The 25,355-nt window shown below is 38.6% G+C and carries 21 protein-coding genes and 1 pseudogene; 12 read left to right on the top strand and 10 right to left on the bottom strand.

Going from position 1 to position 25,355, the window contains the following annotated elements:
* The first annotated feature begins 16 nt into the window (after window positions 1–16).
* The gene (cyaY, locus tag DDU33_RS06440; RefSeq protein ID WP_108923862.1) at window positions 17–322 is read left to right on the top strand and encodes an iron donor protein CyaY; all 306 of its coding nucleotides are present in this window, start codon (window positions 17–19) and stop codon (window positions 320–322) included.
* Between the two features lie 31 nt (window positions 323–353).
* Window positions 354–2,168 carry an ATP-dependent DNA helicase RecQ gene (gene recQ, locus DDU33_RS06435; RefSeq protein WP_108923860.1) on the top strand — a complete coding sequence of 605 codons (1,815 nt, stop codon included), beginning with the start codon at window positions 354–356 and terminating at the stop codon, window positions 2,166–2,168.
* A 13-nt stretch (window positions 2,169–2,181) separates the two neighbouring features.
* Here the strand turns inward: recQ and DDU33_RS06430 are convergent, their stop codons facing one another.
* The 7 genes from DDU33_RS06430 to lexA all read right to left on the bottom strand — a co-directional run bounded on the left by DDU33_RS06430 (window position 2,182) and on the right by lexA (window position 8,694).
* Entirely contained in the window at window positions 2,182–2,595 is a 414-nt protein-coding gene (locus DDU33_RS06430; protein WP_005824552.1) for a DUF2251 domain-containing protein, read from the bottom strand.
* Window positions 2,596–2,673: 78 nt separating this feature from the next.
* On the bottom strand, window positions 2,674–3,984 hold the full coding sequence (gene eno / locus DDU33_RS06425; protein ID WP_005819984.1) for a phosphopyruvate hydratase: 1,311 nt from the start codon (window positions 3,982–3,984) through the stop codon (window positions 2,674–2,676).
* A 196-nt stretch (window positions 3,985–4,180) separates the two neighbouring features.
* Window positions 4,181–5,356 (bottom strand): 23S rRNA (uracil(747)-C(5))-methyltransferase RlmC, encoded by a 1,176-nt coding sequence (gene rlmC / locus DDU33_RS06420; RefSeq protein ID WP_108923858.1) that lies wholly within the window; start codon window positions 5,354–5,356, stop codon window positions 4,181–4,183.
* Window positions 5,357–5,371: 15 nt separating this feature from the next.
* Complete coding sequence (gene nagZ / locus DDU33_RS06415; RefSeq protein ID WP_108923856.1) at window positions 5,372–6,415, bottom strand: beta-N-acetylhexosaminidase; 1,044 nt, start codon at window positions 6,413–6,415, stop codon at window positions 5,372–5,374.
* A gap of 48 nt (window positions 6,416–6,463) precedes the next feature.
* Entirely contained in the window at window positions 6,464–7,213 is a 750-nt protein-coding gene (locus DDU33_RS06410; protein ID WP_108923854.1) for a TerC family protein, read from the bottom strand.
* A 108-nt stretch (window positions 7,214–7,321) separates the two neighbouring features.
* Complete coding sequence (gene mutH / locus DDU33_RS06405) at window positions 7,322–7,993, bottom strand: DNA mismatch repair endonuclease MutH (protein ID WP_208620310.1); 672 nt, start codon at window positions 7,991–7,993, stop codon at window positions 7,322–7,324.
* A 68-nt stretch (window positions 7,994–8,061) separates the two neighbouring features.
* Entirely contained in the window at window positions 8,062–8,694 is a 633-nt protein-coding gene (gene lexA, locus DDU33_RS06400; RefSeq protein ID WP_108923850.1) for a transcriptional repressor LexA, read from the bottom strand.
* A gap of 133 nt (window positions 8,695–8,827) precedes the next feature.
* Between lexA and plsB the strand changes: the two genes are divergently transcribed.
* The 10 genes and pseudogenes from plsB (at window position 8,828) to DDU33_RS06355 (ending at window position 22,655) form a co-directional block, all read left to right on the top strand.
* Entirely contained in the window at window positions 8,828–11,242 is a 2,415-nt protein-coding gene (gene plsB / locus DDU33_RS06395) for a glycerol-3-phosphate 1-O-acyltransferase PlsB (protein ID WP_108923848.1), read from the top strand.
* A 137-nt stretch (window positions 11,243–11,379) separates the two neighbouring features.
* Entirely contained in the window at window positions 11,380–15,069 is a 3,690-nt protein-coding gene (gene metH, locus DDU33_RS06390) for a methionine synthase (RefSeq protein ID WP_108923846.1), read from the top strand.
* 200 nt (window positions 15,070–15,269) lie between these two features.
* Window positions 15,270–16,328, top strand: a complete 1,059-nt coding sequence (locus DDU33_RS06385; RefSeq protein WP_108923844.1) for a DNA cytosine methyltransferase — start codon at window positions 15,270–15,272, stop codon at window positions 16,326–16,328.
* Window positions 16,325–18,424, top strand: coding sequence for a sensor histidine kinase (locus DDU33_RS06380; protein ID WP_108923842.1), 2,100 nt, complete (start codon window positions 16,325–16,327; stop codon window positions 18,422–18,424). Before DDU33_RS06385 ends, DDU33_RS06380 begins: the two co-directional genes overlap by 4 nt.
* Window positions 18,425–18,432: 8 nt before the next feature.
* Entirely contained in the window at window positions 18,433–19,773 is a 1,341-nt protein-coding gene (locus DDU33_RS06375) for a hypothetical protein (RefSeq protein ID WP_108923840.1), read from the top strand.
* A gap of 270 nt (window positions 19,774–20,043) precedes the next feature.
* The gene (locus tag DDU33_RS10995) at window positions 20,044–20,202 is read left to right on the top strand and encodes an antitoxin VbhA family protein (protein WP_244175305.1); all 159 of its coding nucleotides are present in this window, start codon (window positions 20,044–20,046) and stop codon (window positions 20,200–20,202) included.
* Window positions 20,203–20,485: 283 nt separating this feature from the next.
* Window positions 20,486–21,148, top strand: coding sequence for a Fic family protein (locus DDU33_RS10990; RefSeq protein WP_244175304.1), 663 nt, complete (start codon window positions 20,486–20,488; stop codon window positions 21,146–21,148).
* A gap of 55 nt (window positions 21,149–21,203) precedes the next feature.
* Window positions 21,204–21,473: pseudogene (locus DDU33_RS06365) on the top strand (DUF72 domain-containing protein); the annotation flags it as partial.
* A 58-nt stretch (window positions 21,474–21,531) separates the two neighbouring features.
* Window positions 21,532–21,993, top strand: coding sequence for a hypothetical protein (locus DDU33_RS06360; RefSeq protein ID WP_108925273.1), 462 nt, complete (start codon window positions 21,532–21,534; stop codon window positions 21,991–21,993).
* A 179-nt stretch (window positions 21,994–22,172) separates the two neighbouring features.
* Window positions 22,173–22,655, top strand: a complete 483-nt coding sequence (locus DDU33_RS06355) for a hypothetical protein (RefSeq protein WP_108923838.1) — start codon at window positions 22,173–22,175, stop codon at window positions 22,653–22,655.
* A 59-nt stretch (window positions 22,656–22,714) separates the two neighbouring features.
* Here DDU33_RS06355 and DDU33_RS06350 read toward each other — a convergent pair whose 3' ends face one another.
* The 3 genes from DDU33_RS06350 to DDU33_RS06340 all read right to left on the bottom strand — a co-directional run bounded on the left by DDU33_RS06350 (window position 22,715) and on the right by DDU33_RS06340 (window position 25,319).
* Window positions 22,715–23,443, bottom strand: a complete 729-nt coding sequence (locus DDU33_RS06350; protein WP_108923836.1) for an ABC transporter ATP-binding protein — start codon at window positions 23,441–23,443, stop codon at window positions 22,715–22,717.
* Window positions 23,436–24,416: a FecCD family ABC transporter permease gene (locus DDU33_RS06345; RefSeq protein WP_108923834.1), complete on the bottom strand. Its 981-nt coding sequence runs from the start codon at window positions 24,414–24,416 to the stop codon at window positions 23,436–23,438. Before DDU33_RS06345 ends, DDU33_RS06350 begins: the two co-directional genes overlap by 8 nt.
* Before the next feature lie 114 nt (window positions 24,417–24,530).
* Window positions 24,531–25,319 carry a TroA family protein gene (locus tag DDU33_RS06340; protein WP_108923832.1) on the bottom strand — a complete coding sequence of 263 codons (789 nt, stop codon included), beginning with the start codon at window positions 25,317–25,319 and terminating at the stop codon, window positions 24,531–24,533.
* Window positions 25,320–25,355: the final 36 nt, after the last annotated feature.

Raw genomic sequence — 25,355 nt, 5'->3', positions numbered from 1 at the left:
TTCGTTTGGAGATTTTATGAACACAACAAAATTTCATCAACTTGTAGAACAAACTTGGCAACAAATCGAAGAAAAGATTGATGATGATGGTTTATCAGTCGATACCGAAATTCAAGGCGCTGTTTGTACATTAACTTTTGATGATGACTCACAAATCATCATTAACAAACAAGAAGCAATGCTAGAACTATGGCTGGCGAGTAAACTCGGTGGCTTCCATTTTAAATTTATTGATAATGAATGGAAAACAGCAGAAGGTCGTTCTTTTTGGCAACATCTAGAAGAAGCCTTTGCAAGACACGGCGAAACCATTTCATTTTAATATGTTCCCTCACCAGAGGGAGCTTATATCTATGCAGCAGACAAATTCGCCTAAAGCTATTTTAAATAATATTTTTGGTTATCAGCAATTCAGACAAGGGCAACAAGAAGTCATTGAAGCCGTACTGAATGGCTTAGATACGCTTGTCATTATGACAACAGGCGGTGGGAAATCGCTCTGCTATCAAGTTCCTGCACTTTGTATTGAGGGACTAACGCTCGTAATCTCGCCATTAATTTCTTTAATGAAAGATCAAGTCGATCAGCTTTTGACCAATGGTATTGAAGCCGGCTATATCAATTCAACACAAACCCTTGAAGAGCAACAACTTGTTGAACAAAAGGTGATTTCAGGGCAACTCAAATTACTTTATCTTTCGCCTGAAAAAGTGATGACACAAGGCTTTTTCCACTTTATTTCACATTGCAAAATCAGCCTTATTGCCGTTGATGAAGCACATTGTGTTTCCCAATGGGGACACGATTTCAGACCAGAATACACCCTACTTGGTGGTTTGCGCAGTACCTTTCCAAATGTGCCCATGATGGCATTAACGGCAACGGCGGATCCAACAACTCGCCACGATATTATTCATCATCTCCGCTTACAAGATCCGCACACTTATCTAGGTAGCTTTGATCGCCCAAATATTCGTTATACAGTACAAGAAAAATTTAAGCCGATGGAGCAATTGGCAAAATTTATTGCAAAGCAACAAGGGAAAAGCGGGATTGTATATTGCAACAGCCGAAAAAAAGTGGAAGAAATTACCGAAAAGCTCTCTGCTCGGGGCGTATCCGTGATGGGCTACCACGCCGGAATGACTATTCAGCAACGAGAAACCGTTCAAAATGCTTTCCAAAGGGATAACATTCAAGTTGTAGTTGCCACTATCGCTTTTGGTATGGGAATCAATAAATCTAACGTGCGGTTTGTTGCCCATTTTGACTTACCGAGAAGTATTGAATCTTACTATCAAGAAACCGGGCGAGCGGGGCGAGATGATCTGCCCTCTGAAGCGATTTTATTTTACGATCCAGCTGATTACGCTTGGTTACAAAAAGTCTTACTTGAAGAGCCGGAAAGCGAGCAACGCAATATCAAACAACATAAATTGCAAGCAATTAGCGCTTTTGCCGAATCGCAAACTTGTCGCCGTTTAGTGCTACTCAATTATTTTGGGGAGTCTAAACAAGAACCTTGTAAAAACTGCGATATTTGTTTAGATCCGCCACGTAAATATGATGGTTTAATTGATGCTCAAAAAGTAATGTCGGTGATTTACCGCACCGGACAAACCTTCGGTATGCATCACGTTATCGGCGTTTTACGTGGCATGAATAATCAAAAAATCCGCCAATTCGGACACGACCAACTCTCCGTTTACGGTATTGGTAAAGAGCAGAGCCAAGATTATTGGGTAAGCGTGATTAGACAGCTTATTCATTTAGGATTGGTACGCCAAAACATTGTTAATCACTCTGCTTTACAATTAACCGAAGAGGCTCGCCCTGTCTTAAAATCACAAGTCAAATTAGAGCTGGCATTACCTCGCTTAGGCTCATCTTCGGCTACTGCATTTGTGAGCAAACAAGGCTCGGTGCGCTATGATAAAGATCTCTTTGCACGGCTACGGTTTCTGCGCAAGCAAATTGCTGATAACGAAAATATCCCACCTTATGTGGTCTTTAATGATGCTACTTTGCAAGAAATGGCAGAATTTCTACCGCTTACACCTGCTGAATTACTTGAAATCAACGGTGTGGGCGAACGCAAACTCGAACGTTTTGGCGGTGCTTTTATTTCTTTAATAAAAGAGCATTGTGAGAATCGTAAGCCGCAATAATGCGGCTTTGCCTTTATTGCACTAACCACTTATCAACCAATTCTGCCGTGGTTTCTTTGCGACTCCACATTGAACCTAATTCCGGATATGGGTGTTTGCTGTGGTTGTATCCGACAAACTGCTTGAAATCAAACACGGCATGCGGATAGCCGTTTATCAGTAAAAATGCCTGATAACCATCTTCCGACCAGCAAATTTCTAAGCGGCGAGGTTCTTTTAAACTTTCCTGTTCAATATCACTTACGTTATACACAAACAAACTATCTACAACCGGCTGATTGACTTGGTGTAAATCCATTGCATAAAAATAGCCTGTTTCGCCATCATCTTCAAACATAACGACTAAATGTTCGTGCTGAGTTGAATGTGCGCCATTACGATAGCCTTCGCCTAATAAAATATGGTCGGTTAAAACTGAATAAAGCATATAAATCCTCAAAATGAGCTTTAAACAACAAAGCCACTGAGATACCCCAGTGGCTTATTTTATTTAATCAAATAATGATTACGCTTGACCTTTAACTTCTTTTAAACCGTTAAATGGTGCTGGTGTACCTGCTGCTGCTAATGCTTCTTCGATACGGATTAATTGGTTGTATTTCGCAACACGGTCTGAACGGCTCATTGAACCGGTTTTAATTTGACCTGCTGCTGTACCAACCGCTAAATCAGCGATAGTTGCATCTTCGGTTTCACCTGAACGATGTGAAATAACCGCTGTGTAACCTGCATCTTTAGCCATTTTGATTGCTGCTAAAGTTTCAGTTAATGAACCGATTTGGTTGAATTTGATTAAGATTGAGTTTGCGATACCTTTCTCGATACCTTCTTTTAAGATACGAGTATTTGTTACGAATAAATCGTCACCAACTAATTGTACTTTGTCGCCAAGTACTTTAGTTTGGTATGCGAAACCTTCCCAGTCAGACTCATCTTGACCATCTTCGATAGAAACGATTGGGTACTCTTTTGTTAAACCTTCAAGGTAGTGAGTAAATTCTTGAGAAGTAAATGTTTTACCTTCGCCTTTTAACTCGTAGTTACCGGTTTCTTTGTTGTAGAACTCAGAAGATGCGCAGTCCATCGCTAAAGTTACATCTTTACCTAAAACGTAACCCGCTTTTTCTACTGCTTCTTTGATACATGCTAAAGCATCTGCGTTAGAAGCTAAGTTTGGAGCGAAACCACCTTCATCACCCACCGCAGTATTTAAACCTTTAGATTTTAATACTTTAGCAAGATTGTGGAATACTTCAGCACCGATACGTAATGCTTCTTTTAATGTTTTAGCACCAACCGGTTGAATCATGAATTCTTGGATATCAACGTTGTTGTCTGCGTGCTCACCACCGTTGATGATGTTCATCATTGGTAATGGCATAGAATATACGCCTGGAGTACCGTTTAATTCTGCGATGTAAGCATATAATGGTAAACCTTTAGATGCTGCTGCAGCTTTAGCAGTTGCTAAAGATACTGCTAAGATTGCGTTTGCACCGAATTTAGATTTGTTGTCTGTACCGTCTAAATCGATCATGATTTGGTCGATTTCAGCTTGTGCAGTACCTTCTTTACCAACAAGTGCGTTTGCAATTTCGTTGTTTACTGCTGAAACTGCTTTTAATACGCCTTTACCTAAGAAACGAGATTTGTCGCCATCACGTAATTCTAACGCTTCACGAGAACCTGTTGATGCACCAGATGGAGCAGCAGCTAAACCTACGAAGCCACCTTCTAAATGAACTTCAGCTTCAACAGTTGGGTTACCACGAGAGTCGATGATTTCACGACCAATTACTTTAACAATTTTAGCCATTGTTGATATTCCTCTAATTGAGAGTTAATGAAAAAAGAATAGGTATATAGTAAAGATATTTTCTACATTTGTCTTGTGAAAATGTGATTGAGTTCACAAAATTTAAACTGAATTTGATCTATTACTATAAATCAGGGCGATTATACCAAACTTTGCAAATGTTTCGAAAAAAACTACCGCTTATTAAGTAGAAAATTTAAGCTTTCTTTACTAATAAAGTCAAAACTTCATAATGAGCCGTATGTGGGAACATATCAAATAACTGCACTTTTGCTAATACATAGTTATCAAATGAAGCAAAATCTTCCGCCATTGTTTTCGCATTACAGCTCGAATAAATCACATAAGGCGAACCGAGCTGATTTAAATATTCTGCAAGCGCCTTACCAATCCCCCGACGAGGCGGGTTTACAATCACGAGATCCGGCACACTTCCTTTCTCATTCAAAGCAAATTGTGCGGAATCTAATGAAGCAAAGGTGATATTTTTTAACCCTAATTTTTCTGCCGATTGTGTCGCACTGGCTATCGCTGAAGCCGAAATTTCAATTCCCGTTAAACTTACTTCAGGATTGGTTTCTTGCAATACTTTTGCACAATGTAAGCCAAATCCTCCCACGCCACAAAAAAGATCCCAACATTGTTGAATAGGTAACGTTTTTACCCACATTTGTGCGGTTTTGTATAATTCGCTTGCCACTTTAGGATTAGTCTGGAAAAAACCTTGCGGACGAATAAACAGAGGAATACCATTAAAATTTTCTTCAATAACCCTTTCAGGGGTAAGAAAAATCTCGGTTTCTCCCTCTAAAATAGCGGCGTGTTGCGGCTGAATATTCAAACTCACAATAGATTTAGGCGGTAGCTTTTCCAGTAACTTTGGCAATTCTCGTTCAATAAGCGGTTGTTTTTGTGTTGAACGCAAGACGAAACGTAATGAAACAGCCTGATTATATTGGCTCTGTGTCAGCAAAATATATTTTAGCTCGCCCTTCTTTTTAGCAATGTTATAAGGCACTAAGCCTGCCCTGCCAATAAAATCTTTAAGAACAGGAAAAAGCGTTGCAAATTCCGTCGGATAAAGCAGACAATCTGTTAAATCAACACCACTTTGTGCATCTTGCTGATCTTTTAATAAGCCAAGTACCGGTCGCTCTACCGAACCACTTACTACCATTTTAGCTTTATTACGAAAATGTGTTTGTTCCGAAGCCACTGGCGAAAGAACTTCGGTTTGATTTTGCAAAAGATAAGGCAAAATCAACCGCTTGAGCTCTGCCATTTTATCAGCTATCTGCACGTTATACTCGGTCAATAACCATTGGCACGAAGTACAACGTTGTTGATTAAAATGCTCACAAGTTATATTCATCATCATTGCTCATTATTAAGCCGACATTTGCGTTTGCTTAAATTCCAACCATTGCGCTTGTAAAGCCGCTAATCGTTCAGAAGATTGTTTATAACGTAAACTGGTTTCTAAATCTAACCAAGATACATTTTTACGCTTCATTAGTGAAATATGGCGTGTTTGCTGTGCTTCTGTCGGTTGATATTTCAAACCATCGAGCACTTGAACGACACCTTCCGGCTCATTACATAAGAGCAATAAATCACAGCCGGCTTGAATTGCTTTTTCAGAACGTTCCACAAAATTCCCCATAAATCCGGCTCCTTTCATACCGAGATCATCGGAGAAAATCACGCCATTAAAATTAAGCTGTTTGCGCAATACCTCTTTAAGCCAATAGTGTGAACCGCTCGCAGGTTGATTATCGCATTGCGTATAAACAACGTGAGCCGGCATAATGGCTGAAAGTTTATTTTTAGCAATCAATTGTTGGAAAGGTTGAATATCCTGCTCAAAAATCAGTGATTTGGCACGATCATCAAACGGGGTTTCTAAATGTGAATCCGCAAGCACGTGTCCATGCCCTGGGAAATGTTTTCCTGTGGTTGCCATGCCCATTTCACGCATCCCATCAATAAAGGCTTCTGCAAGCGGTAGAATTTGCCCTAATGATTTACCAAAAGCACGGTCGCCAATTGCTTTACATTCATGTCCCATATCTAAAACGGGAGCAAAACTCAAATCAATATCTAAAGCAAACATTTCTGCAGCCATTAACCAGCCAGCTTCGTGTGCAAGCTGTTTTGCTTCCACTAAATCTTTTGCCAACATATCAAAAGACTGCATTGCAGGTAATGCTGTGAAGCCATCTCGGAAACGTTGAACTCTTCCGCCTTCTTGATCGACCGTAATTAAAAAAGGCTTTTTCACTTTTTGGCGAATTTCTTTAATTAAAGCCTGAACTTGTGCTTTATCATAAAAATTTCGGCTAAATAAAATGAGTCCGGAAACAAGCGGATGTTGAAGTATCTCGATCTCTTCTTGAGTAAGTGATTTATCTTTAATATCAATTAATAACATTTTTTATATCCTAATTAGCAAAACGCCCTCGATTTGAGGGCGCTAATTTTAATGTTGTTCAGCCTTTTTTTCTTGTAAACGTGCAAATTGATTGCGACGCATTTTGATGTTGAGTAATTCCACCACAACAGAAAAGCCCATTGCTGTATAAATTGCCGCTTTAGGAATATGAATTGCAAAGCCCTCAGCAATCAATGCTACTCCAACTAAAATTAAGAAAGCTAATGCTAAATTTTTAATTGTTGGGTTTTTATCAACAAAGAAGCCTATTGGTTTTGCAGCAATCATCATCACACCAACTGCAACGATAATCGCTAAAACCATCACAGGAATATCGTCCGCCATCGCAACTGCAGTAATCACAGAATCCAGCGAGAAAATAATATCCATTAACGCAATTTGAGCCAAAATCATCAGATAATTTGCCTTTCTTGCCGCTTTTGTTTCTTCGCTATGTTCTTCGCCACTTATCGATTCTTTCAACTCCATAGCGCTTTTCACTAACAAGAACAAACCACCGACAATCAAAATTAAGTCACGACCTGATACGCCTTTTTCGCCAATAAAGAAAAGTGGATCAACTAATTTCATCATCCAAGAAAGCGAAAGCAGTAATAAAATACGCATAATCATTGCCAAACCTAATCCCACAATACGGGCTGATTGACGACGACTTTCCGGTAAACGAGAAACTAAAATACTGATAAAAATAATATTATCAATACCTAACACAATTTCTAATGCGGTTAGGGTAAAAAGGGCAACCCAAGCTTCTGGATTTGCAATCCACTCAAACATATCAATGTCCTTTAAAAAAAGAAATAAATAAGCTATTTAACCATCTCTGGCTACTAGCCGTCATAAAGCGATACATCATAGCGATAGCCATCAGAAAATTAAAGAGGGCTAACGTAAAAAATTCTGTAAAATTTCTTTTGTAAAAACTTTACGTAAATAAAAACCTAATGGTAAAGACTGAATTTGATTGCCCGATTGATCAACGGCTGTCGTCAAGGCTTTATTATTACGCCCCTTAGGACGCAGTTGCATCACTTCACCTAAAGTTGCATTGATTTTATGAAGTTGCCCCAACACGATCAATTCCATCAACTCTTCCCAGTCTTGTTGCAATTTTTTTTCTTGCGCTGTACTCGGTTGCCACAAAATAGGTTGCCCTATGTGTCGCTCTGCGATAGGGATTGATCTCGTACCTTCAACCGGAATCCATAACACTTTTTGAAGCTTATGTTTCACGTGAGAACTTTGCCATGTTACACCATGATTTTGAGCCAAAGGGGCTAAACTAACAAAAGTTGTCTCTAACGGCTCTCCTTTGGCATTAATCGGAATGGTTTTTAACTCAATCCCTAAATGCGCAAAATCTTGCTCTGCCTTTGAACCCGCTTTTGCCCCTAAAGCAACTTCAATCAATTGCCCAACCCAGCCTTTATATCTCCGTAAATCAGGTGGTACAGGTATATTCAGCATTTGAGCGACCTCGCCTAATCGAAATCCGGCTAGCCAATTCGCTTTAGCTAAAAGTTCTTCTTCATTGGCAGAAAATGTTGCAAGTTTAATTTCTGAATTCATCATATAAAAACAAAGAGTGAGAAATTTTTCTCACTCTTATTGACAGGTTATGTTAATTACATCCAAGCATTGCTACGAATCACCCCAACAGCAATTCCCTCAATCTCAATATATTCAATACGAGGATCTACCACTATTGCTTCTAGCTCATCATTTTCCGGATGTAAATAAATTAAATCGCCTTTTTTCTCTAAACGTTTAACTGTCACTTCATCATCTACACGAGCAACAATTACTTGCCCATTTTTGGCATAATTGGTTTTATGTACTGCTAATAAATCACCGTCTAAAATACCAATTTTCTCCATTGAATTACCATTAACTCTTAATAAATAATCTGCAGCTGGGCTAAACATCGCGCCATTTACAGGGTAATAGTTTTCAATATGCTCTATTGCTTCTATCGGTGTGCCGGCAGCGACTTTACCAATTAGAGGTAAACCATCATCATTTGCCGATTCAGTCTCATCATTGACTAAGATACGAATACCTCGAGATGTACCGGATAACATTTCAATATAACCTTTACGAGCTAAGGCTTTTAAATGCTCTTCTGCCGCATTAGGCGATTTAAAGCCAATTTCACGAGCAATTTCTACACGTGTAGGCGGCATACCAGTGGTTGTGATATGGTTTTTCACAAAATCAAAAATTTCTTGTTGGCGAGCAGTTAAATGTTTACGTGCCATTTTATCCTCTCTGATATTTTATACAGAACTTTTGGTATTATATACAGTAAAATTTGATTTGTAACTAATTTTTTTCTGAATTTTGTGATAAACTGCAAGTCATGAGCAAAATCAAGAAAAAAGGATAACAAATATGTCAAGTTTGCTTACTTTTTATCGTAAATTACTTAATTTACCCCTTTCACTATTAGTGAAATCTCGTTCTATTCCAACCAATCCTGTTCAAGAGTTAGAATTAAATCTTGAGCAGCCTTTAATTTATGTATTACCTTATACATCTCAAACCGATTTACTGATTTTACAAAAAAACTGTTTGGCACTTAATTTACCCGATCCATTAGAAAATAATGTGATTGAAGGCGTTTCGCTCCCTCGTTTTGTTTTCTTAAATGAAGATCGCCGCTTTTTTAAATCAAAAGAAGCGAAAAGCGAAACGGTTTCAACCATTCAGCGTTACCTTAACTTACACAAACAAAATGAACAGCTTGATGTTCAACTCCTACCGGTTTCCGTTCTTTGGGGACGAGCTCCGGGGAAAGAAAAAGCTCCAACACTGCGCTCTTTAAGCGCATTTTCTCGTTTGATCTCAATGCTTTGGTATGGACGAGATAACTTTGTGCGCTTCTCACAAGCGGTCTCTTTAAGCAAAATGATTGCAAATCAAGAAGCGGACGAGAAATTAGCCCACAAATTAGCTCGTGTTGCCCGTATGCACTTTGCAAAACAACGTTATTCTGCAATGGGGCCTCAACTTCCTGATCGCCAAGCGATGTTTAATAAGCTACTTGACTCTGAAGTCCTGAAAAAAGCGATTGCCGATGAAGCAGAAAGCAAAAAAATCAGCCCGGAAAAAGCACGCCAAGAAGCGGAAAAAATCCTGAATGAGATTGCTGCGGATGTAAAACACGACAGTTTACGTATTGCAGACCGCATTTTAAGCTGGTTATGGAACAAACTTTATCAAGGTATTAACGTACAAAACGGTGAGCGTGTGCGTAAGTTAGCATTAGAAGGCCATGAAATTGTGTATGTGCCGTGCCACCGTAGCCATATGGACTACTTATTACTCTCTTACTTGCTTTACCATCAAGGTTTAGTGCCGCCACATATCGCAGCGGGAATTAACCTCAACTTTTTCCCTGCCGGTCCGATTTTCCGTAGCTGGGGGGCATTCTTCATTCGCCGTACATTTAAAGGCAACCGCTTATACTCTACGATTTTCCGTGAATACTTAGCGGAGTTATTCTATCGTGGCTATTCTGTGGAATACTTTATTGAAGGCGGACGCTCTCGCACAGGGCGTTTGCTTGAACCGAAAACCGGTATGATGTCGATGACCATTCAAGCCTTACAACGTGGGTTAGCTCGTCCACTTAGTATTGTGCCAGTATATATTGGCTATGAACACGTTTTAGAGGTAGATACTTACGCTAAAGAATTGCGTGGTGCGGCAAAAGAGAAAGAGAATGCCGGTTTAGTTTTACGTGTGATTAAAAAGCTCAAAAATTTAGGGCAAGGCTATGTGAATTTTGGCGAGCCGATTCAAGTCAATAACTACTTAAACCAGCATTTCCCTGAATGGAAAAATCATAGTGGCGATGACACTCGTCCAAAATGGTTAAACGAAGCGGTGGATACTGTAGCCAAAGAAGTGATGATTAACATCAATAAAGCTGCCGCCGTTAATGCGAAAAATTTAATTGGTTCTGTTTTACTGGCTTCTCGCCAACGAGCACTAACCAAAGAAATTCTACTTGAGCAAGTTGAAAGTCATATGCAACTGTTCCAAAATGTCCCTTACTCTGCGGATATGACATTACCGTCAAACAGCGCAGAAGAGATGTTAGAACACGTTTTGAAATTGCCTCGTTCAGGCGTTATTTCTGAAAAAGATAATTTTGGCGAGCTAATCCGTTTAGATCGTGAATCAGCGGTGTTAATGACTTACTACCGCAATAACATTCAACATTTGTTTGTGTTGCCGTCGTTAGTTGCGAGCATCGTATTACATCTTGAAGCGGTATCGAAAGACCTCATCATTAAAACGGTACAACAAATTTATCCGTTCTTGAAAGCGGAATTATTCCTCCACTTTGAGGAAGATGAACTTCGCCTTCAAGTTGAACATATTTTAAATGAGTTCGTCCGCCAACAATTATTAAAAGGCGAAAGCGATGTATTCAAAATTAACGCACCTCGTCTACGTTCATTACAACTTTATAGCAACGGTGTAAGAGATTTATTGCAACGTTACTATATCAGCTTAAATCTATTGTTAGAGAAACCAGAAATCTCTCGCAACGATTTAGAAAATGAAAGTCGCTCGATTGCTCAACGTTTATCGGTTTTACACGGCATTAATGCACCAGAATTCTTCGATAAAGCACTATTCTCAACCTTTGCTGCAACGTTAAAAGCCCAAGGTTACTTCGATGAAGAAGGAAAAACCATTGAAAGCAAACTCAAAGCGATAGAAGAACTTATGGCAAGTTTAATTTCTGTTGAAGTAAAAATGACTATTCGTGGCGCAATAGAATCAATGAAATAACAGGCGGTCAAATTTTAAAAATATTTTGTAAATCCCTCATAGAAAATAAAAAATCTATGGGGGATTTTGTTTGACACACTCTCACTCCCCCCCTATTATCTCGTTTATTAATCTTGTTTTTATGTATTGGAAACCCTATGCAACACAACCGAATTGAACAATTAAAAACTGCCCTTACACAACGTATCTTGATTTTAGACGGTGCGATGGGGACGATGATCCAGCAATTTAAACTGACCGAAGCGGATTTCCGTGGCGAGCGTTTTAAACATTCTAAAATTGATCTACGCGGCAACAACGATTTGCTTACCCTGACCCAACCTTTAGTGATTTCATCTATTCACGAAAAATACCTTGAAGCCGGGGCGGATATTATTGAAACCAATACGTTCAGTTCCACCACCATTGCACAAGCGGATTACGAGCTGGAATCTATCGCTTATGAACTGAATTTTGCAGGAGCGAAACTGGCGCGGATTGCGGCAGATAAATACAGCACGCCTGAAAAACCGCGTTTTGTGGCAGGTATTCTCGGTCCGACCAACCGCACTGCTTCGATTTCGCCAAATGTGAACGATCCGGGTTTTCGTAACATTACTTTTATGGAATTAGTCGATGCCTATGCGGAAGCCACTCGCGGCTTAATTGAAGGTGGTTCGGACATCATTATGATCGAAACCATCTTCGACACCTTGAACGCCAAAGCTGCCGCTTTTGCTATTGACCAAGTGTTTGAAGAACTGGGCGTGGAATTGCCGATTATGATTTCGGGGACGATCACCGATGCCTCTGGGCGTACCCTTTCGGGGCAAACCACCGAAGCCTTTTACAACTCGCTCCGCCACGCGAAACCGCTCAGTTTTGGTTTGAACTGTGCCTTAGGCCCGAAAGAGTTGCGACCTTATGTGGAAGTGATGTCGAAAATCTGTGAAACCTATGTGTCCGTTCACCCGAATGCCGGCTTGCCGAATGCCTTTGGAGGCTACGATTTGGGGGCGGAAGAGATGGCGGCTCACATCAAGGAGTGGGCGGAAAGCGGTTTCTTAAATATCGTGGGTGGCTGTTGCGGTACGACGCCTGAACATATCAAAGCCTTTTCGGACGTAGTGGCTGGCATTAAACCTCGTGCTTTACCTGAAATCAAAACCGCAATGCGTTTGTCGGGGCTTGAGCCGTTGAACATTGATGATGAAAGCCTGTTTGTAAACGTAGGCGAACGTAATAACGTAACAGGTTCGGCGAAGTTTAAGCGTTTGATTAAAGAAGAAAAATTCAGCGAAGCTATTGAGATTGCCATCGATCAGGTGGAAAACGGCGCGCAAGTGATTGACGTGAATATGGACGAAGCCTTGCTCGACTCACAAAAATGTATGACCCGTTTCCTTAACATTATGGCGACTGAACCTGATGCGGCGAAAGTACCTGTGATGATTGACTCGTCCAAATGGGAAGTGATTGAAGCCGGCTTGCAATCGGTGCAAGGCAAGGGGATCGTAAACTCTATTTCCCTCAAAGAAGGCGAAGAAAAATTTATCCACCAAGCGAAACTGGTTCGCCGTTATGGTGCGGCGGTGGTCGTGATGGCGTTTGACGAAGTGGGGCAAGCGGACACAGAAGAACGCAAAGTAGAAATCTGTACTCGAGCTTACGACATTCTCGTGAACCAAGTGGGCTTTCCGCCTGAAGATATTATTTTTGACCCGAACATTTTTGCCATCGGTACGGGGATTGAAGAACACAATAACTACGGCGTGGACTTTATCAACGCCACAGGTCGCATTAAACGTAGCCTACCGCACGCCAAAATTTCGGGCGGTGTGTCGAATGTATCCTTCTCGTTCCGTGGTAACAATGTGATGCGTGAAGCCATTCACGCCGTGTTCCTTTACCACGCCATCAAGCAGGGAATGGATATGGGGATCGTAAACGCAGGGCAACTGGCGATTTATGATGATCTCGATCCTGAATTGCGTGATGTGATTGAAGATGCGGTGCTAAATCGCCGTCCTGATGCGACTGATCGCCTGTTGGATATTGCAGAAAAATACCGAAATGTGACCGCTAGTAACAGTGAAGAGAGTGGCGTTGCCGAATGGCGGACTTGGCCAGTGGAAGAACGGTTGAAACACGCCCTTGTGAAAGGGATCACCAACTATATTATCGAAGATACCGAAGAAGCTCGCCAAAAATTCCCGACACCGCTCGAAGTGATCGAAGGGCCTTTGATGGACGGTATGGACGTGGTGGGTGATTTGTTCGGTGACGGCAAAATGTTCCTGCCGCAAGTGGTGAAATCCGCCCGAGTAATGAAGCAATCGGTCGCCTATTTAGAGCCGTTTATCAATGCGACTAAGCAGAAAGGCTCGTCTAGCGGTAAAGTGGTGATTGCCACCGTGAAAGGCGATGTGCACGACATCGGTAAAAATATCGTGAGCGTGGTGTTGCAATGTAATAACTTTGAAGTGATCGACTTAGGCGTCATGGTGCCTGCGGATAAGATCATTCAAACGGCGATTGACGAAAAAGCGGACATCATCGGCTTAAGCGGTCTGATCACGCCGTCCCTTGACGAAATGGAATATTTCTTAGGCGAAATGAACCGCTTGAATTTGAATATTCCTGTGATTATCGGCGGTGCAACTACGTCAAAAGAACATACGGCGATTAAACTCTATCCAAAATATAAGCACGAAGTAATTTACACCACCAACGCCTCTCGTGCGGTGACGGTTTGTGCAGCGTTGATGAACCCTGAAACTAAAGCGGAATTGTGGGACCGAATGAAGAAAGAGTACGAGCAAATTCAAGACGCTTTTGCCAACAAAAAAGCCCCACGCAAGCAGTTGCCGATTGAAGACGCACGCAAAAATGCTTTCGATGCGTTCAGTGGCGAATGGGCGGATTACCAAGTGCCAACGCCAAAACAGACTGGCATTGTGGAATATAAAAACGTACCGATTGCGACCTTGAGGAAATTTATCGACTGGTCGCCATTCTTCCGTTTATGGGGTTTAATGGGCGGTTATCCTGATGCCTTCGACTACCCTGAAGGCGGCGAAGAAGCCCACCGAGTGTGGAACGATGCACAAAAAGTGTTGGACGAATTAGAGCAAAATCACAAGCTCAACCCAAGTGGCATTATGGGGATTTTCCCAGCCAACAGTGTGGGCGATGATATTGAAATCTATCAAAATTCTGACCGCACTTTAGTGGCTGGCAAAGTCTATAACCTCCGCCAACAAAGCGAACGTGGTAGAAACAGCAAAAGCCCGTACAACCTCTGCTTGAGCGACTTTATCGCAAGCAAAGCCAGCGGCAAACAGGACTGGTTCGGAATGTTCGCCGTTTGTGCAGGGATTGAAGAACACGACTTAGTGGAAGGCTACAAAGCCGCAGGGGACGACTACAACGCCATCTTGCTCCAAGCAGTCGGCGACCGTTTAGCCGAAGCAATGGCGGAATATCTGCACTTTGAACTTCGCACAAAAGTGTGGGGCTACACGGACGAAAGCTTAGACAACGACCGCCTAATCCGTGAAGAATACATCGGCATCCGCCCTGCCCCAGGCTACCCAAGCTGCCCAGAACACACGGAAAAACAGATCATCTGGGATTTACTGGAAGTAGAACAACGCATCGGAATGAAACTCACCGAAAGCTACGCAATGTGGCCAGCGGCAAGCGTCTGCGGCTGGTATTTCACCCACCCAGCGAGTAATTATTTCACCCTTGGTCGCATTGATGAAGATCAAGCGGTGGATTATGCGAAACGTAAGGGGTGGAATGAGAGAGAGATGGTCAAGTGGTTAGGTGTGGCGATGAAGTAGAGACGTAAAATCGCTGTCATATGGGATGTAATATAGTGGCTAAGTTAATCTACATTACAAGCTAGTTCTGAGATAAACTTTTCAAAAATTTGAGAGAAATTAACCGCTTGATAATGTACAATTTACCTTAAATTTCAGATGTTATTAATCTAAAAATCTCACAATAACTTAACTAGAGTTTATTCAAGTTTAAAATTACAATGAAAAATAATAAATTAAAAGCAGTAGACTTCTTTTGTGGAGGTGGTGGCATGAGCTATGGAATGCAAGAAGCTGGGATTAAAGTACTTGCGGGTATTGATTATGAAATATCTTGTAAAGAAACCTATGAAGCAAATATAAAAGACTCGAAATTTATTCATGCTGATGTGTTTAAGCTAAAAGAAAATGAGCTAGAAGAGGCTATTGCTATTACCAAGGAAGATAATAATCTTATTTTAATTGGTTGTAGCCCATGTCAATATTGGAGTGTGATAAGAACCAGTAAAAATAAATCTGAGAAATCAAAAAGCTTATTATCTGAATTTCAACGATTTGTTGAATATTTTATTCCTGGTTATGTGGTGGTAGAAAATGTACCAGGGATTTTCAGCCGCCGTCAAGAAAGTGGATTAGATATTTTTATTGAAACTCTTAAATCACTTGGATATACCGTTCATTTCGGAATACATAACACTCAAGATTATGGGGTACCACAAAGCCGTAAACGTTTTACACTAATCGCTAATAGAGTAACTTCTGTTAAATTAGAGCCTATTAAATCAGAAAATAAAATTCTTACTGTTAGAGATGTGTTAGGTGAAAAAAATGGTTTTCAAAAAATTTCTGCTGGGCATAATGATGATTCAGATTATATACATAGTTGTGCGGGACTATCTGAGGTAAATATGCGTAGAATTCGCTTAATTCCTAAAGATGGTGGTAGCCGTTTGGCTTTTGCAGACTATCCAGAATTACAATTGAAATGTTTTATTGGTAAACATAATAGCTTCAAAGATACATTTGGCCGTTTATGGTGGGATAAACCATCTCCAACAATTACAACTAAATTTTTTAGTGTTTCTAATGGCCGTTTTGTCCATCCCGAAGAAGATAGAGCGTTATCCTTACGGGAGGGTGCGACATTACAATCTTTTCCTAAAAGCTATATTTTTAAAGCAAATAGTAGGGATAAAATTGCTAGATTAATTGGTAATGCGGTTCCTCCTAATTATGCAACTGCTATTGGACAATCAATTTTGGAGAATCATATAAAATGAAAGTAAATTTCACAATATCTCCTAGAGTTTTAGCTCATCTTGGAGAAGATCTAATTAAAAGTGAAAGTATTGCATTATTTGAATTAATTAAGAATGCCTATGATGCAAATGCAACACAATGTATTGTAGATTTCGACTTTATAGAGAATAAATTAAATAAGATTACTATTACAGATAATGGTAGTGGTATGAACTTAGATATTATTCAAAAGAATTGGTTAGTTGTTGGAACTGATAATAAAAAGGAAGAGTTTAATAGCTTAAAGAAAATAGATGCAAGTAAAAGAGGTTCTAGAATACCTCTAGGTGAAAAAGGAATTGGAAGGTTAAGCATTCATAAGTTAGGAAATAAAATTACAGTAATTACTAAAACAAAATCGGATAATGAAGCAAAATTATTTATAGATTGGAATAATCTAAATTATTCTAAAAAAATTGAAGACTTCATTATTGAGCTAAACGAATATCCTATTCCAGAGTATTTTAGTAATTCCACAGGAACAAGAATTATTATAGAGGATTTAAAAACCTCTTGGGATAGAAGACAACTTAGGGAAGTTTATAGAAATATTACTTCTTTAAACAGCCCATTTTCTGATGGCTCTGATTCGTTTAAAGTAATAGTAAGTAGTAATTCTAATGTATTTGATGGCTTACCTAATTTTGATGATATTAAAAATAACGCTCTTTATTTTGGATATTGTAAAATGTCAGGTGAAGAGATTGTGGATTTTAAATATTGTTTTCAACCATGGAGCGGATTGGATAAAGTTGAAAAAAGAGTAATTACAACTTTAGAGCCTGAAATGAGAAAAATAAAAAGACAAGATAGAAGTTATATAAATCTACTAGATAGTAATATAGGAGATATAGAATTTGATATAATGATATTTGATATGGATACTCAAATATTTAGTTATTCAAATATGGAAAAAAAATCTATACAGAGCTATCTTAAGGAAAATGGAGGTATTCGAGTATATAGAGATGGCGTTAGAGTATATAATTATGGAGAAAAAGACAATGATTGGCTAGGAATTGACTTTAAAAGAGTTCAAAGAGTTGGTGGAAATATAAGTAATAATATCATTATTGGCTCAGTAAAAATTAATAGAGATTCTAGTGATGGATTAGTTGAAAAGACGAATAGGGAAGGATTTATTGAAAATAATAGCTATTTTGACTTTGTTGAGGCTATTAATTATGCTCTATTTTTATTTGTTATGCAAAGGAATATAGATAAAATTAGGTTGTCAGATATATATAAGAAATATAAATCTATTGAGCCAGTGATTTCTGAGCTAAAAAATTTAGAAAATCTTGTTGATAGAAAGATTAAAGATACATCCTCAAAAAATGAAATATTAAAAAATATATATAGAATTAGTGAACAATATAAACAAGTCAAAGAGATCCTTATAAAAAGTGCTAATGCAGGGTTAAATATAGGAAGTGTAATTCATACTTTAGATAAACTTCTATCTCAATTGATTGGCTGTATTCAGAGGGATGAAAAGAAAAAAGCTATTGAAATATCACTACTTTTAGAGAAAATTATACGTGGTTACTCAGCAATGCTAAAGAGGTCAGATATTAGTTTGCATTCTCTAAATGAAATAGTAAATATTGCATTAGATAATTATGAATTTAGATTCCTTGATCATAAGATAGATGTAATATCTAATCATAATGATTCAAATCTTAAGGCTTATTTAGCAAAAGCAGAGTCAATATCAGTAATTACTAATTTATTAGATAATGCTATTTATTGGGTTAGCTCAAAAGAAAATAAAAATAGAAAAATTTCTATTTTTATTACAGATCAAATAAAAGGATATAACTCTATCATAGTATCTGATAATGGTCCTGGTTTTAATTTACCATTAGATGTAGCAACAGAGCCTTTTCAAACAGGGAAGCCTCATAATATAGGCTCAGGTTTAGGTCTTCATGTTGCAAAAGAAATGATGATAGCAATGAAAGGTAAATTACTACTGATTTCTGATGCTAATGAAATTAACTTTCCTAGTAATGTAAAAAATGAGCAGGTTACGAATGCAGTAGTAGCCATATGTTTTCCAACTCAAAAGCGATAGGTGGACTTATGTTAAAAGAATTTATTACTAGTGCTTTAATTATAGATGACAACCCTAATGAAGTAAGTGAGCTAAAAAAACTACTTGAAGAAAATGATATCTGGACTAAACATTATATACCAGATGATCTTAATAAGATATCAAATCCTATAAATAATAGAAAGATTATCTTTCTTGATCTATTTTTAGATGAAGGAGGTAATATAAAAAGTAATGTTGCAAAGATTAGAAGATGGTTTTCTAGTTTGCTTGGGACAAATTTTGGTAGTTATGGAATTGTCTTATGGACGAAGCATGATGAAGAATTATCTTCATTTAAGGAAAAAATTTATCAAACATCTGGTAAATATACTCCACCATTATTTGTTATTGCAATGGATAAAACAAAATATTTAAGAGAGAATAAATTTGACACTCTATTCCAAGATCTTGATGATAAATTAATGAAAAATATATCATCATCTTTCTTTATTGAATGGAATAAAGCGGTAAAATCTAGCTCTGATTCAACAATATATAATTTATATAGTCTGTTTGATTGTGAAGAAAAAAGTGTTGAAATGAGAGAAAAATATTTAGAGACTGTAATGTATGAATTAGCAATAGGCTATTCTGGCTTACCTAAACAATACGGTGAAAGCGAGAATATATTTCTACAAAAAGAGCTGATAAAGTCTTTGATGGACACCCTACAATTTGAAATAATTCAATCCTATAATAGTATAAAGGAATTATTTAAAACAAAATCCAATTTAAACTTTGAACTAAAAGATAAGGAACTTAAACTTAATATTTTTTCTAAATTAAATAAGGATTTATTATTAGACTCTACTAGCATTAATCAAGAGTATGCTATTCCTGGAACAATATATAAGTTCAATAGTGAAAAGAATGAGAATTCTGAGAAGGATGTAAAAGCTACAGAAACAGAAAATAATAAGGATTCATTACATATTAAGGATGTAATAACTGCAGTAACAGAAAATAAAATCGATTCTGATTCTATTGATTTTATCATGGTAGATATTAGCCCTCCTTGTGACTTCAGTAACTCAAAAAAAACTAAAAAGTCTAGAACAATAGAAGGAGCTATAGTAAATTATAATAAGAAGCTAAGAGAGCAGTTTAAGCAAGAGCGCTTTTACTTACTTCAGCCAATTTATATTGATAATACTCCTAAAACAATCATCTTTGATTTTTATAGTTTCCAAACTATTCCAGAGGACGAATTATTGGACAAAAATAAATACACCCCATTTTTAAGAATAAAAAGTTCTTTATTTTCTGATGTGTTACAAAAGTTATCTTCACATACAGCAAGAATTGGATTATCTATGCTATATCCTTAATAGGCTCCCTTACTTTCTGGTTATTAGAGTTTCCTCCGCCGATAGCACTCGTCTCCGACGAGTGCCTGACAAAATCTACAATTCCCGTCAGAAAATAACCTATCATAAACCACAAGCAGTTAATTTCCTAATGCAAACATCTTCCAAAAACCGACCACTAGTCAGCCATTTCTCGCATTTTTCTATCTCCATCGCCCCCCTCATATCTATTCGACATTTACCCCACAAGCGGTTACATTTACCCAAAATATTGCACAACGGAAAAACAGAATGACTAAAGATCCTTTTGAAGAATATATCCGCCATATTGAAGCGGATAAAAAGGAAAAGAGCTATGCTTGGCAAACGGCAATCGGGCTGCAAGAAGTTGATGGACTAAAGCCATCTCAATATTTGATCAGTACTGCGATTAAAAATATTGAAGGTTAGATTTCCATTGATACGGCAGAACAATGGATTAGCCAATATTATGAAGAAAATCCGTCATTAACCAGCGAGAATCGTACCGAAGAAGCGGACAAAGTTTCAGTGCGTATTGCGAAATTGCTGTCGGAGCCTACTTTTTCGTTTAATGTCAATCAATATTTAGCCATTCATAAATATCTGTTTAAAGGTATCTACTCTCACGCAGGGCAAATTCGTACTTATAACATTACTAAAAAAAGAGTGGGTATTAGAGGGCGAAACGGTAGTCTATGGTATAGCATCTGAATTGAAAAATACCTTGGAATATGATTTATCGCAGGAGAAAAATTTTAGTTATCGAGGACTTTCTCTTGAAGAAATTATGGCGCATTTAGCCACATTTATTGCACGTTTATGGCAAATTCACGTCTTTGAGGAGGGCAATACTCGCACCACTGCTGTGTTTTTTATTAAGTATTTAAAAACATTAGGGTTTAATGTTACGAATGATATTTTTGCCGAGAATTCGTGGTATTTCCGCAATGCGTTGGTACGAGCAAATTATAACAATCTCGCCAAAGGGGTTTATGAAACCAATGAATACTTGCTTTTATTTCTGCGTAATTTGTTATTAGGCGAAAACAATCTGCTAAGCAATCGCCAGTTGCATATCAATAGCAGTCAATTTTTTGAAAAACAGGATATTGAGAAACAAAAACAGGACATTGAACACAAAAAACAAGACATTGAGCAAAATCCTGACGAAAAAACAAGACATTCAGAGAAAACCCAGAAACATATCACCGCACTTTCTCAGATGTTTGCTAATCGTATTTTTTCACGAAGAGATGTGGTCAATACCATTCATCTTTCCGCATCTGCATCATCGGAATTGATTAAGAAAATGTTAGAAATGAAGGACATTGAAAAAGTTACAGGGCAAGGCAAAGGGAAATATCGATTTCGATAAATGGCAAAAACAAGATATTAAAAATGCACACACCCCACATCTACATCGGCACGGGCGGTTACACGGTCGCAATCCCCATTGGTGGAAAGCCCAATCAGCACAAGAACGCCACGATTATCGTTATAGCGAAACCGAATTACAGCAACTGGCAGCATTGTTAAATCAGCGAAAAGCGGAGTTTGATCAGCTTTACCTCTACTTTCAAAACACCACCAATAGCCATTCGTTCTACAATATCGAAAGTTTGAAAAACTATTTGAAGAACGATGGATTTAAAGTAAAAAAGACACCTGAATTTTTGAGTGGACAGCAGAGTTTGTTTTAACATCAGATTTCAGCTACTATAATCGCTAAATTTTTCTACTTTTCTCGGAATTTTTATGATGAACAAATTAAAACTGGTTCTATTAACTTCAACTCTTATCACGCTATTTGCTTGTACACCAAAGCAAACCACGCCTGTTAAAACCGGCTATTTGAAAAATGAGATAAGCCAAGCTGAACTACAAAATTCGGCAAACTATAAGCGTTACTATTACTCTTGTACAAATTTTGAAACAGGTTATGAGTCTTATTTATCGACTTACTTCCCGCTTTCAAAAGAAAGCCGTAAAAAAGATAACTTTGGTATCTATTTCCAATTAGATGGCGGAAAGGTCTTCCCATTTGATCATATTGAAAACAAAGCCCTCAATGCCCAAGCAACTCGTTTTGAGGTCTTTTATCGCTCGTATAATCCTATTCAGGGAAGCTATATTGATTTAATCGCCCGTGAAAATAGCTCAACTTATTACAAATATCAGAACGGAACTCGAACACCTTGGTTAGAATGCCGAGAAGGTTAATCGTAAAAAGTAATCCCATAGCAAAGCCTATGGGATTTTTATTGTAAACAAGCGGTTATTTTTGCTAAACATTTTGCAAAACCTAAAATAATCCCTTATCAAATGAGCCTTGCACACTCAAAAATTTCAGCTATCATAGCGCAGCAAAATTTTAGCTATACTTTTTTTGGAATATGATAATGAATAAATTTAAACTGATTTTCGCCATTTTAACGAGCCTTGGCTTATTTTCTTGTACACCACCTCAAACAACAAAAGTATCCAAACCAACCCCAGCCGTTAAAACAGGCTATTTAAAAGATGATATCAGCCAAGCGGAACTACATAACCCAACAAATTATAAGCGTTATTATTACACTTGCCGCAATTTTGAAACGGGCTCTCGTTCTTACTTATCTAGCTATTTTCCACTTTCAAGAGAAAGTCGTATGAAAGATAACTTTGGTTTCTATTTCCAATTAGATAATGGCAAAGTAGAACCCTTTGATCATATTGAAAATCGTACGCTCAATGCTAAAGGTACACGTTTTGAAGTGGTTTATCGCTCTTATCATCCGATTCAAGGGACTTATGTTGATTTAATTGCTCGTCAGCGTAGCTCAACCTATTATAAAAACCAGAATGGTATCCGAGTGCGTTGGTTGGAATGTAAAGAAAGTTAATCATTAGCAAAATTACAGCCGTTTGAGTAGTCAATCAAACGGCTTATTTCTAAATAACATCAAGTCAATTTTCTTATCCCTAAAATTGCGCTATTTTCTTTATCTATTTTTACCTCTACCCCAAACGCTTTTGCAAGATTTTCTGCATTTAACACCGCTTGTGTTTCGCCACTGGCAAGGATCTTACCTTTATCCAATAAAACAATTTCGTCACAAAAGCGGTAGGCTAAATCTAAGTGATGAATTGCCACCACACAGGTTTTCTGTGGTGTGAGTGCTTTAAGCTGTTCCATCATATCAATTTGATAATAGGGATCTAACGGTGCAATGGGTTCATCGGCGAGTAATAATGGGGCTTGTTTGATACAACAACGAGCTAGTTGTACCCGAGCTTTTTCTCCGCCTGAAAGTTGTTGGAACGGCTTTGCAAGTAGGTGAAAGATAGAAAATTGTTCGGAAACCGACCGCACTTTTGCTTGCTCGTTTTTTGTGGGCGAAGTTAAACCCAGTGCGATCACGTCATAAACGGATAAATCCCAATGAATTTGGGTATTTTGAGCAAAATAGGCAAGCTGTTCGCTTTTCTGTTTGGCGGTCATTGCGGATAATTTGCAATTTCCGAGCCAAATCTCACCGCTTGTCAGCGGTAAGATCCCTGCGATACTTTTCAATAAGGTGGATTTCCCTGCACCGTTTGCCCCCATAATGCCGATAAGTTTGCCTTGAGAAATATGGCAACTGATGTTGGATAAACCAAATGCAAGGCTGACATTTTCCAGTTTAATCATTTGCCATTCTCCGTTGCTGTGTTAATAAAATCCAAATCAAAAACGGCGCGCCGATAATTGCCGTAAGCGTTCCGACATAAATATGGGAAAAGAACGGCAAATATAAAATACAGAGATCGGCAATCAGTAAAATTAATGCTCCAATCAGACCGCTTGTAAGATAAAGCTGTGATGGGCGTTTTTTCAGGATAATACGAGCCAAGTGCGGTGCAATTAAGCCGATAAAGCCGATGGTTCCCGTCTGCGGAATGGTTGCCCCTACTAATAAGGCAACACCCAAAGTGGTAATAAAAAAGCTGTGCTTGGGATTAATGCCCATTGTGCTTGCGGTTTCTTCGCCAAAGGTGAGCAAATCAAGATAACGACGTTGTTGATAAAGACAGAACAACCCCAATAGGATAATCGGTAATGAAATCAATAAGGTATCTAATTTCGCCCACACCAACGAACCTTGTAACCAGCGGTAAAGCTCCGCCAACGCCCAAGGGCTTTCAGCGTTAGAAAGCAACAAGGCAATCGCTGAACCCAGTAGCATATTGACCGCCAAACCGCTTAAAATCATCATCGTTGTACCGTGATTTTTGGCTATCAAATAAACTAATAAGAAGCTCAACAACGCCCCCAGCACACCGCCAATCAACAATAGGGTAAAGGGGACAGAAAAATAGTATAGAATAAAAACACTGGCAGTTGTCGCCCCGTTTGCACTCCCCAACAAACCCGGGCTTGCCAACGGATTTTGAAATATCCCCTGCATGGCATTGCCAGCCACTGCCAAACTTGCCCCTGTTAGCACGGCAAGTAAAATCCGTGGCAGACGAATATCCCACAACACAAGCGGTCGCATATCCGTCACAATTCCTTCGGCATTTTTCAACGCTGAAAAATCGTTAAGGTCGTACCAACTTGCTAGGCTAATAATAGCCAGAAGCAAGAGCAAAAGTGCGGTGTTAAGTTGGAGTGTTTTGTTCATTGTTTCGTTTAATTATTTTGATGTTTTTTAGGAGTACTAATATTTCGAAAATATAGATATCTATTTCAACTGTCGACAAATTGTCGACAGTTCTTTTTTAACAATCATCACAAATCATTTTAGCTGTTGATAAATCTTTTCTGCTCCCTGCCAAATGCCGTGATCAAAGCAGTAAGTATATTTTAACGGGATTGCAGCAAGCGGTCGATTCTTGAAATAGTTTTGCAAAAGTGGGTGTGAAAGTAGCTCTGCTTGCTCGTTGTAGCCTTGTTTATCCGTCAAGGAAATTAAAATGTTCGGTTGGCTTAATACCACTTTTTCGAGTGAAAAATTTTGTGGGGTTAAGGCGGTTTTTAATGGCGTTAAGCCTAACAGTTGCAATAAGGCTTGGTAGTTCGGTTGTTGCGTATCCACCACGCCGGTATCCGACAAAATCAGCGTATCGGTAAGCGGTTGATTTAGCTTCATATTTTGCGATTTTAATTGGGTAATCAGTTGCTCTGCCTTGGTTTGATTATCGGTCAATTTTCCCAGTTGCAAAATCAAGTCAAAAAGCTGTTCGGGTGTTTGTGGGCTGTCGTTAATCGGTAAAATTTTCACGCCAAGCTGTTTGAGTTCTGTGACCAGTTGCGGATAAAACAGCTCGTTAATCAGCATTGTTTTGTCTAAATAGGGAAGTAATTGGCTGAGTTGCGGTTCAAGCGTAGGTTTGTCATGATTAAGTTTATCCAACATCATCAACGGATTTTTGGAATAAGGCGACATCGCAGCAATTTGTTCAGGGCGAGCGATTTCGGTCAGTAGGCGGTCGCTACAAAGCGTAAGCGAAACAAACTGTTCCTGTGCAAGAGCCGTTGTAAACGGCAAGAAAAGTGCGGTTAAAAATGTAAGCGTTTTTTTCATAAGAAAATAAACGGTGGGAAAAGTCCCACCGCTTGT

Source organism: Actinobacillus porcitonsillarum, assembly GCF_003101015.1.
Taxonomy (GTDB): domain Bacteria; phylum Pseudomonadota; class Gammaproteobacteria; order Enterobacterales; family Pasteurellaceae; genus Haemophilus_A; species Haemophilus_A porcitonsillarum.
The sequence above is the reverse complement of the archived record's forward strand: the minus strand, read 5'-3'. Positions and strand labels throughout refer to the sequence as shown.

What these genes read in the sequence shown, in the direction of transcription:
- rlmC (WP_108923858.1), bottom strand. Translation starts at nt 5,356, where the DNA reads ATGAATATAACTTGTGAGCATTTTAATCAACAACGTTGTACTTCGTGC.
- nagZ (WP_108923856.1), bottom strand. Translation starts at nt 6,415, where the DNA reads ATGTTATTAATTGATATTAAAGATAAATCACTTACTCAAGAAGAGATC.
- DDU33_RS06340 (WP_108923832.1), bottom strand. Translation starts at nt 25,319, where the DNA reads ATGAAAAAAACGCTTACATTTTTAACCGCACTTTTCTTGCCGTTTACA.
- plsB (WP_108923848.1), top strand. Translation starts at nt 8,828, where the DNA reads ATGTCAAGTTTGCTTACTTTTTATCGTAAATTACTTAATTTACCCCTT.
- DDU33_RS06345 (WP_108923834.1), bottom strand. Translation starts at nt 24,416, where the DNA reads ATGAACAAAACACTCCAACTTAACACCGCACTTTTGCTCTTGCTTCTG.
- DDU33_RS06350 (WP_108923836.1), bottom strand. Translation starts at nt 23,443, where the DNA reads ATGATTAAACTGGAAAATGTCAGCCTTGCATTTGGTTTATCCAACATC.
- DDU33_RS06385 (WP_108923844.1), top strand. Translation starts at nt 15,270, where the DNA reads ATGAAAAATAATAAATTAAAAGCAGTAGACTTCTTTTGTGGAGGTGGT.
- cyaY (WP_108923862.1), top strand. Translation starts at nt 17, where the DNA reads ATGAACACAACAAAATTTCATCAACTTGTAGAACAAACTTGGCAACAA.
- lexA (WP_108923850.1), bottom strand. Translation starts at nt 8,694, where the DNA reads ATGGCACGTAAACATTTAACTGCTCGCCAACAAGAAATTTTTGATTTT.
- DDU33_RS06380 (WP_108923842.1), top strand. Translation starts at nt 16,325, where the DNA reads ATGAAAGTAAATTTCACAATATCTCCTAGAGTTTTAGCTCATCTTGGA.
- DDU33_RS06360 (WP_108925273.1), top strand. Translation starts at nt 21,532, where the DNA reads ATGAACAAATTAAAACTGGTTCTATTAACTTCAACTCTTATCACGCTA.
- DDU33_RS06375 (WP_108923840.1), top strand. Translation starts at nt 18,433, where the DNA reads ATGTTAAAAGAATTTATTACTAGTGCTTTAATTATAGATGACAACCCT.
- metH (WP_108923846.1), top strand. Translation starts at nt 11,380, where the DNA reads ATGCAACACAACCGAATTGAACAATTAAAAACTGCCCTTACACAACGT.
- recQ (WP_108923860.1), top strand. Translation starts at nt 354, where the DNA reads ATGCAGCAGACAAATTCGCCTAAAGCTATTTTAAATAATATTTTTGGT.
- eno (WP_005819984.1), bottom strand. Translation starts at nt 3,984, where the DNA reads ATGGCTAAAATTGTTAAAGTAATTGGTCGTGAAATCATCGACTCTCGT.
- DDU33_RS06430 (WP_005824552.1), bottom strand. Translation starts at nt 2,595, where the DNA reads ATGCTTTATTCAGTTTTAACCGACCATATTTTATTAGGCGAAGGCTAT.
- DDU33_RS06355 (WP_108923838.1), top strand. Translation starts at nt 22,173, where the DNA reads ATGAATAAATTTAAACTGATTTTCGCCATTTTAACGAGCCTTGGCTTA.
- DDU33_RS06410 (WP_108923854.1), bottom strand. Translation starts at nt 7,213, where the DNA reads ATGTTTGAGTGGATTGCAAATCCAGAAGCTTGGGTTGCCCTTTTTACC.
- DDU33_RS10995 (WP_244175305.1), top strand. Translation starts at nt 20,044, where the DNA reads ATGACTAAAGATCCTTTTGAAGAATATATCCGCCATATTGAAGCGGAT.